This is a genomic window from Paraburkholderia sp. SIMBA_030, from assembly GCF_046535245.1.
Lineage (GTDB): Bacteria > Pseudomonadota > Gammaproteobacteria > Burkholderiales > Burkholderiaceae > Paraburkholderia.
Map to the genome: position 1 here is coordinate 1 of NZ_JAWRXB010001360.1, position 245 is coordinate 245.

At 65.3% G+C, this 245-nt stretch carries 1 protein-coding gene; it reads left to right on the top strand.

Annotated elements, in window-relative coordinates:
- Nucleotides 1-245, top strand: a 245-nt coding sequence (locus SB772_RS44475; RefSeq protein WP_410839086.1) for a DUF2505 domain-containing protein, incomplete at both ends; no start/stop codon positions are given.

Below are 245 nucleotides of genomic sequence, written 5' to 3' on the forward strand. Positions count from 1 at the left end.
GAACGAGCAGTGGGAAGCCCCGGCAGCGGACGGCTCGCGTTCGAGCAACATTGCCCTCAAGGTTTCCGGCGCTCCGTTGGACGTCAAAGCTGTCCAGCGCCTGGTGGCCGACGGTACCGGCACGCGCATCGAACTCGAAGGCACCGTGTCTTCCTCCGTTCCGTTCCTCGGCGGCAAGATCGCCGATGCCGCCGAGCCCATGGTCGGCAAGGCTTTGAACATCCAGTCGCAGCAGGCCGAAGCCT